Origin of the sequence: Roseateles sp., assembly GCF_052436255.1 — a bacterium.
In the GTDB taxonomy this organism is placed as follows: domain Bacteria; phylum Pseudomonadota; class Gammaproteobacteria; order Burkholderiales; family Burkholderiaceae_C; genus Pelomonas.
This window is the reverse complement of record NZ_JBQVNP010000210.1, coordinates 1-6,400: the sequence shown is the minus strand read 5'-3', so window position 1 is coordinate 6,400 and position 6,400 is coordinate 1. Positions and strand designations below refer to the sequence as shown.

Annotated in this window: 6 protein-coding genes and 1 pseudogene; 1 reads left to right on the top strand and 6 read right to left on the bottom strand. The window is 68.8% G+C overall.

Annotated elements, in window-relative coordinates:
- From ACT6S0_RS25705 to ACT6S0_RS25680, 6 genes are all read right to left on the bottom strand, one after another.
- Positions 1 to 105, bottom strand: a 105-nt coding sequence (locus tag ACT6S0_RS25705; protein WP_444766576.1) for a twin-arginine translocation signal domain-containing protein, incomplete at its 3' end; no start/stop codon positions are given.
- Positions 106 to 311: 206 nt separating this feature from the next.
- Complete coding sequence (locus ACT6S0_RS25700) at positions 312 to 1,157, bottom strand: class I SAM-dependent methyltransferase (protein WP_444766575.1); 846 nt, start codon at positions 1,155 to 1,157, stop codon at positions 312 to 314.
- Positions 1,158 to 1,212: 55 nt separating this feature from the next.
- On the bottom strand, positions 1,213 to 1,590 hold the full coding sequence (locus ACT6S0_RS25695; RefSeq protein WP_444766574.1) for a gamma-glutamylcyclotransferase family protein: 378 nt from the start codon (positions 1,588 to 1,590) through the stop codon (positions 1,213 to 1,215).
- Positions 1,591 to 1,601: 11 nt separating this feature from the next.
- The gene (locus ACT6S0_RS25690; protein WP_444766573.1) at positions 1,602 to 2,327 is read right to left on the bottom strand and encodes a M24 family metallopeptidase; all 726 of its coding nucleotides are present in this window, start codon (positions 2,325 to 2,327) and stop codon (positions 1,602 to 1,604) included.
- Positions 2,314 to 3,222, bottom strand: coding sequence for a nitroreductase family protein (locus ACT6S0_RS25685; protein WP_444766572.1), 909 nt, complete (start codon positions 3,220 to 3,222; stop codon positions 2,314 to 2,316). Before ACT6S0_RS25685 ends, ACT6S0_RS25690 begins: the two co-directional genes overlap by 14 nt.
- A gap of 94 nt (positions 3,223 to 3,316) precedes the next feature.
- Entirely contained in the window at positions 3,317 to 5,197 is a 1,881-nt protein-coding gene (locus ACT6S0_RS25680; RefSeq protein ID WP_444766571.1) for a sigma-54-dependent Fis family transcriptional regulator, read from the bottom strand.
- Positions 5,198 to 5,412: 215 nt separating this feature from the next.
- Between ACT6S0_RS25680 and adh the strand changes: the two are divergent.
- Positions 5,413 to 6,400, top strand: a pseudogene (adh, locus tag ACT6S0_RS25675) (aldehyde dehydrogenase); the annotation flags it as partial.

The following is a 6,400-nucleotide window of genomic DNA, read 5'->3' as shown; positions in this document are numbered from 1 at the left end:
GCTCAGTTGCAGGCCATTGGCGGCCAGCGCCTCTTCGGGCAGTCCGAGGGCGGCGAGTGCGGCGGCGGCACCACCGGCGGCAAGGAAGGATCGGCGATCAAGCATGTGGTTCTTGAGGGTTGCGAATCTTCGGAAGAAGAGAGAAGAGAAAGGGGAAAGAAGGGGAAGCGGAAACGATAGAGCATTCTCCGCTCCACGGCCGGGAACATCCCCGAGCTTGCCCCGGCCCGGTTCGCCGCAGCGTCAGCCAATCCGCGCGGCGTACGCCGGACAAAGCCGTCAATCGACGCGATCGCCGGAAAATTGTGCGTTTATGTATCGGCGGCTTCGTCCGTCGCCTTCAGCGCGTAGAGCGCATACAGCGGCACGCCGAGAAACAGCATGACCATCGGTGCGAACAGCGTGTAGGGCAGGCCGATGCCCTCCAGCACGCGGTAGGTGCCGCTCAACTGCAGGCGCGGATGGGGCTGCGTCAGTTCGGCTGCGCGGCGGATGCCCCACTTGAACTCGGCGCCGGTCACTCGCACGGAGGGGTGCTGCTTGCCGCGTCCCACCGCGAGCCAGCACATGGCGTCGAAGGCCAGTACCGAGCCGGCGGGCGCGCGCTCGCCGAAGGTGGCGAGCACCGCCTGCACCTGCGCGGGCTCCAGGTACATCAGCACGCCCTCCGTGAACAGGAACACCGGCTGGGCATTGCGCTTGCGCGGCAGGCCCAGCTGCTCCCACCAGCCGGGGGAAGTGAGGTCGAGTTCGCGCACGTCGTGGCGCTCGTTGGTCTCGGGGATCAGCTGGCGGCGCAACTCGAGCACCTCGGGCAGGTCGGCATCGGTCATGCGCGACTTGTCGTCGTCCAGCCACTGGAAGTAGTGGCTCAGGCCGCAGCCCATGTTCACCACGCGCGCGCCGGGGTGCAGCTTGAGGAAGTCCTGCGCCAGGCTGCGGAAGCGCCGCGTGCGCGAGAGGATGCTGTAGATGGTGGCCCGATCTTCCGGCAGCGCATGGCCGTCGTCGCGGATCTGCTCGAGGATGCCCGCCGCGTACGCGTCGCGCACGGCCATCTGCGGGAACATCGCGTCGCCCGAGGCCCGCGCGGCCAGGGGAATCCGCAAGGTGGACGGGACTGCCGACAGCCGGCGTACGGATTTGCTGGTGGTCATGAATGCTGGAGCTGCGCCAGCACAAAGTCTGGCCGCTCCGGCACCCCGGGGCAAGTCAGTCTTTGGTTACGTCGCGCGGCGCATGGCGCGCATCGACGTAGGCCCAGGCCCGCACGCCCGACGCCAGCACGACGCGGTCGCGGCGGTAGTCGTCCACCTCGTAGGCGTCGGCATGCGCCAGCTCCGCGGGCGTGATGGCGAAGACCGCGCCGTCGACGCCGTCGCCCGGCGTGGCGCTGGGCGAGACGATGGGGTGATGGGTCTTTCCGCTGGTAGCGACCACGGCTGCGTCGCGGATGGCGAGCTGTTCGAGCCGATAGCCCGGCAGGCGGTCGGGATGTCCGTCGAGCAGGCGCCCGAAGGTGGCGACCTGCACGGCGGGCAGCTGCAGCGTGCCGTAAGAGAAAAGTTGCTCGGTGGCTTCGTCTTTCATGGGTTCCCTGTTCAGCCCGCCACGAGTTCGGCGGTGGCGGCCGCGCCATTGTCGGCCGGGGCGTCGTCCTCCATCAGCAGGTCTTCGTAGAAGGCGCCGAAGGGGCGGGTGGGATGCGCGATCTGGATCTCCAGGATCCAGATGCCGGTCGCCGGGCAGAGGCCGAAGTCGCCGAGCCGGCCGGCCTGGTAGATCGCATGCGGAAAGTCGCAGACGCGGTGGCCCTTGATGTCGAGATTGAGGCGCCAGCCCATGGCTTCGGCGCGCTCGGCCGCCCAGGCGTAGAGCGCCTGGCCGCTGAGCCGGTCGGCGTGCCAGCGGTCGGCCACCTCGTGCCACAGCGTGCGCGCGGCCTCGGCGCAGGCCTGCATCTGCGGATCGTCGCCGGTCACGAAGGTATCGCCGGCATCGCCCTCGTGGCCTTCCCAGACGGGGCCGATGTCGACGAAGAAGATGTCCTGCTCGCCGAGCACGCGCGCGGGGTCGGACTGCTCCCTGAAGGTCTTGAGCGTGTCCTCGCCGAAGCGGATGACGATGGGGTGCCAGTTGCGCTCCATCTCCAGCTTCTGCAGCGTGGCCATCGCCAGGTCGTGCGCCTGCGAGTGCGTCATGCCGGGGCGCATGCCCGAGGCGATGCGGCGCACCGCGAGCTGCGAGAGCGCCCGCGCGGTCTGCATCGATTTCAGCGAGAACTTGGCTCCGGTGGCTTCGGTGCGTCCGGTTTCAGGTCTTGTCATTGGCAATGTCCAGGTTGAGGTTCAAGGATTCGGAAGGCTGCCGCGTGGGATGGTCCAGGGATGCGGGCGGTGGTATCCAGGCGGACCACACCTGGCCCGGCAGCACATGGCTGCGCGGCGGTGGGGCCTCGACCACGCTGCCCAGGCTCACGAAGCCGGCGAGGAATTCGTCGGGGCCGATGCCCAGCTCGGCGCCCAGCACCGGGTCGAAGCAGCGTTCGCCGCTGAGCACGATGGCGCCGAAGCCGAGCTGGTGTGCTGCGTTGAGCAGGTTGCCCAAGGCCGCGCCCGCCGACAGCCATTGCTCGCGGGCCGGCACCTTGCTGCGGGGACGCGGAACCACGACGAAGGCCAGCAGCACCGGTGGCCGCGTCGCATGCTCGCGCGCCTTGCGCAGGTCGGCGGGCGAGGCCAGCGGATCGCGACGGCGCTTTTCCGCCTCGAAGCGGTCGGCCAGCGCGGCGCGCTGCGCCTCGCGGAACTCCACCACGCGCCAGGGATGCAGCCCGCCGTGATCGGGCGCGCGCAGCGCGGCCTGCAGGATCAGGTCGATGTGCTCGGGTCCTGGCCCCGGGGGGCGCAGGCGCTTGGGGGAGACGGAGCGGCGTTCCAGCAGCGGGGCGAGGGCACTTTCCTCGCGAGAAGTCTGGAGGTCATGGTGCAGGGTCTCGCTGTGTTGCAGGAAGCTGCGCGCCCACTCCAGCACCAGTTCGCCCTGCGACGTGAAGCCCCCGAAAACGGCGCCGGGCCTGACCAGCGGGTGTCCGTACTCCTGCTCCAGCGCGCGGATCGCGTCGAGCAGTTCGGGTTGCGATACCTGGCTGGCCTGGGCGGCGCGGCCGAAGTGCTGTTCCTCGCCCAGTGCGACAAGGCAGCGGAGTTGCGGGATGACCATGAAGGGGGTTTTCGGGCGGGTGTTCGGAAGGTGCTTCGCTATATTTTAGAAAACATAGCGAAACGCCGCCCGAGGCAGGCCTGTTGCCCCTTGGTCAGTGCCCGGCAGGCTTGTCGCGCTGGCGTGCGAGATGGCGGTAGATGGTGCTGCGATGGACGCCCAGCCTGCGTGCGGCCTTCGCCACGTCGTGGTCGCTGACCTTCAGTGCCTCGTCGATGGCGTGGCGCGTGATGGCGACCAGGGGCTCGGCTTGCGGTGTGGCGTACGGAGGAGCCTGCTCGGGCTGCGGGGACTGGCTGTCCAGCAGGTGCGCAGGCAACCCGGCAGCCGTCACGGAGTCGCCTGCATCGGCCAGGGCCACGACGGAGCGCAGCGTGCTGCGCAACTCCCGTACATTGCCCGGCCAGCGCCAGGCCGCCAGTGCCTCGAGCGCATCGCTCTCCAGCCGCAGGTGCTTCGCCGCGCCGCCTGCCTCAAGGAACAGCCGCGAGATCAGCGCACGCCGATCGTCGCGCAGCCTCAACGGCGGCAGCGCGACGGTGAAACCGGCCACCCGGTACATCAGGTCGGCGCGAAAACGTCCGGCCTCCACCAGCGACGGCAGGTGGCCGTGCGTGGCGCAGACCAGGTCGAAGTCGACGGCCACGCCCTGGCCACCACCCAGCGGCGTGACCACGCGTTCCTCGAGCACGCGCAGCAGGCGCGTCTGCAGGGCCAGCGGTATCTCCGCGATCTCGTCGAGGAACAGCACGCCGCCGTGGGCCTCGCGGATACGGCCCGCCATGCCCTTGCGCTTCGCGCCGGTGAAGGCTCCCTGCTCGTAGCCGAACAGCTCCGATTCGATCAGCGTCTCGGGCAGCGAGGCGCAATCCACCGCGACGAAGGGCCCCGCGCTGCGCCGGCTGGCGGCATGCAGCCGGCGCGAGAACACCTCCTTGCCGCTGCCGGTTTCACCATTGACCAGCACAGGCACGCCTTCGTTCAGCACGCGCACCGCCTTGTGCAGCAACGGTTGTATGTCGTCCGCCTCGGCAGCGCCCTGGGTCGGCACGCTGCGCCTCTGGGCCGGGCGAGTGGTGCCCGGCGTGTTCGAACGCTCCATCACCGTCGCGATCTGCCGTCCGCCCGGCAGCGTCAGCAGGCCGCGCCGGTGTTCCATGCGCGGCCAGTTCGCGCCCAGGAAGGCCTCGGCGTCCAGGTCGAGCAGGCTCTCCCAGGAGTGGCCGAAGAGTTCGAGCGCGACGCGGTTGGCGGCGGCGATGCGCCCGCCCTCGATCACCATCAGCCCTTCGCGCGCGGTGCCGATGAGTGCTGGCCGTGAGTGGAAGCGCAACACGTGGCCGCCGGCCTCGGCCAGCAGCATGCGGTGCTCGACCTGCTGGGCCGCCATGCGCACCAGCCCCAGCGCATGCGTGTTCACGCGCACCGTTTCGCCCGAGATGTCGAGCGCGCCGGCCAGTTCGCCGCGGCCGGTGAAGATGGGCGCCGCCGCGCAGCCGAGCGCGCCGTTCTGGGCCAGGTAGTGCTCGCCGCCGAGCACCATCAGCGCTTCGCGTTCCGCCAGTGCCGTGCCGATGGCGTTGGTGCCCCGGTTGTGCTCCGACCATTCCACGCCGGGCTGCAACGCGATGCGCTGGGCCTTGGGCAGGAAGTCGGCGCTGCCGATCTCCTCGAGGATCAGCCCGCTGGCGTCCGACAGGATCACCACGCAGCCGTTGCCGATCGCATGTTCGGCCAGGCCGTCGAGCTCGGGCTGCGCGCAGTTCAGCAGGCGCATGGCCTGCTCGCGCCGTTCGCTGAGCAAGGCCAGCGCCATCGGCTCGGGGTCGATGGCGTGATGGTCGACCGGGCGGCTGCGCTGCCACGAGCGCGAGATGTGCGGCGCGATCCACGGCGCGGGGTCGCGGCCCTGCCCGAAGAAGAGCTCCCGGGCCTGTGCCACTGCGATCGACGGCAACTGCGCTTCAGCACTCATGCATGTCTCCGATGGGTTTTCGCCTTGTGCGACATCCTAGTCGCTATGTTCGCGCGAACATGTCGCAGATTGCGAATGAAAACCCGCTGCAACCTGCGCTTGCCGGGCGGAAGTTCTCAGGGAATGCCCTGATCCGGCCGGGTACGCGGCTTGCGGTTGTCCATGCGGGCCGCCGCATGTCGCGGCGCCACCACCCTGCACATGGAGACAAAGACATGGACATGCTCGAACCGGGCAAATTCGGTACCGCGGTGCCGTTCAAGAAGCGCTACGGCAACTACATCGGCGGCGAATGGGTCGCGCCGGTGGACAACCAGTATTTCGAGAACATCACGCCCGTCACCGGCAAGGTCTTCTGCGAGGTGCCGCGCTCTACTGCGGCCGACATCGACCGCGCGCTGGACGCCGCTCACAAGGCCAAGGGGGCCTGGGGCCGCACCTCGGCCACCGAGCGCGCCAACATCCTGAACAGGATCGCCGACCGCATCCAGGAGAACCTGCCCATGCTGGCCGCCGCCGAGACCTGGGACAACGGCAAGCCGATCCGCGAGACCATGGCGGCCGACCTGCCGCTGGCAGCCGACCACTTCCGCTATTTCGCCTCGTGCATCCGTGCGCAGGAGGGCGGCATCAGCGAGATTGACCATGAAACCTTCGCGTACCACTTCCACGAGCCCATCGGCGTGGTCGGGCAGATCATTCCGTGGAATTTCCCGATCCTGATGGCGGTCTGGAAGCTGGCGCCCGCGCTGGCGGCCGGTAACTGCGTGGTGATCAAGCCGGCCGAGCAGACACCGGTCTCTATCCTGGTGCTGATGGAACTCATCGGCGACCTGCTGCCGCCGGGCGTGGTGAATGTGGTGAACGGCTTCGGCGTGGAAGCGGGCAAGCCGCTGGCGTCGAGCAACCGCATCGGCAAGATCGCCTTCACCGGCGAGACCACCACCGGCCGGCTGATCTCGCAGTACGCGAGCCAGAACCTGATTCCGGTCACGCTGGAGCTGGGCGGCAAGTCGCCCAACATCTTCTTCGCCGACGTGATGGACAAGGACGACGCCTTCTTCGACAAGGCGCTCGAAGGCTTCGCCATGTTCGCGCTGAACCAGGGCGAGGTGTGCACCTGCCCGTCGCGCGCGCTGATCCAGGAATCCATCTACGACCGCTTCATGGAGCGCGCGCTGAAGCGCGTTGCCGCCATCAAGC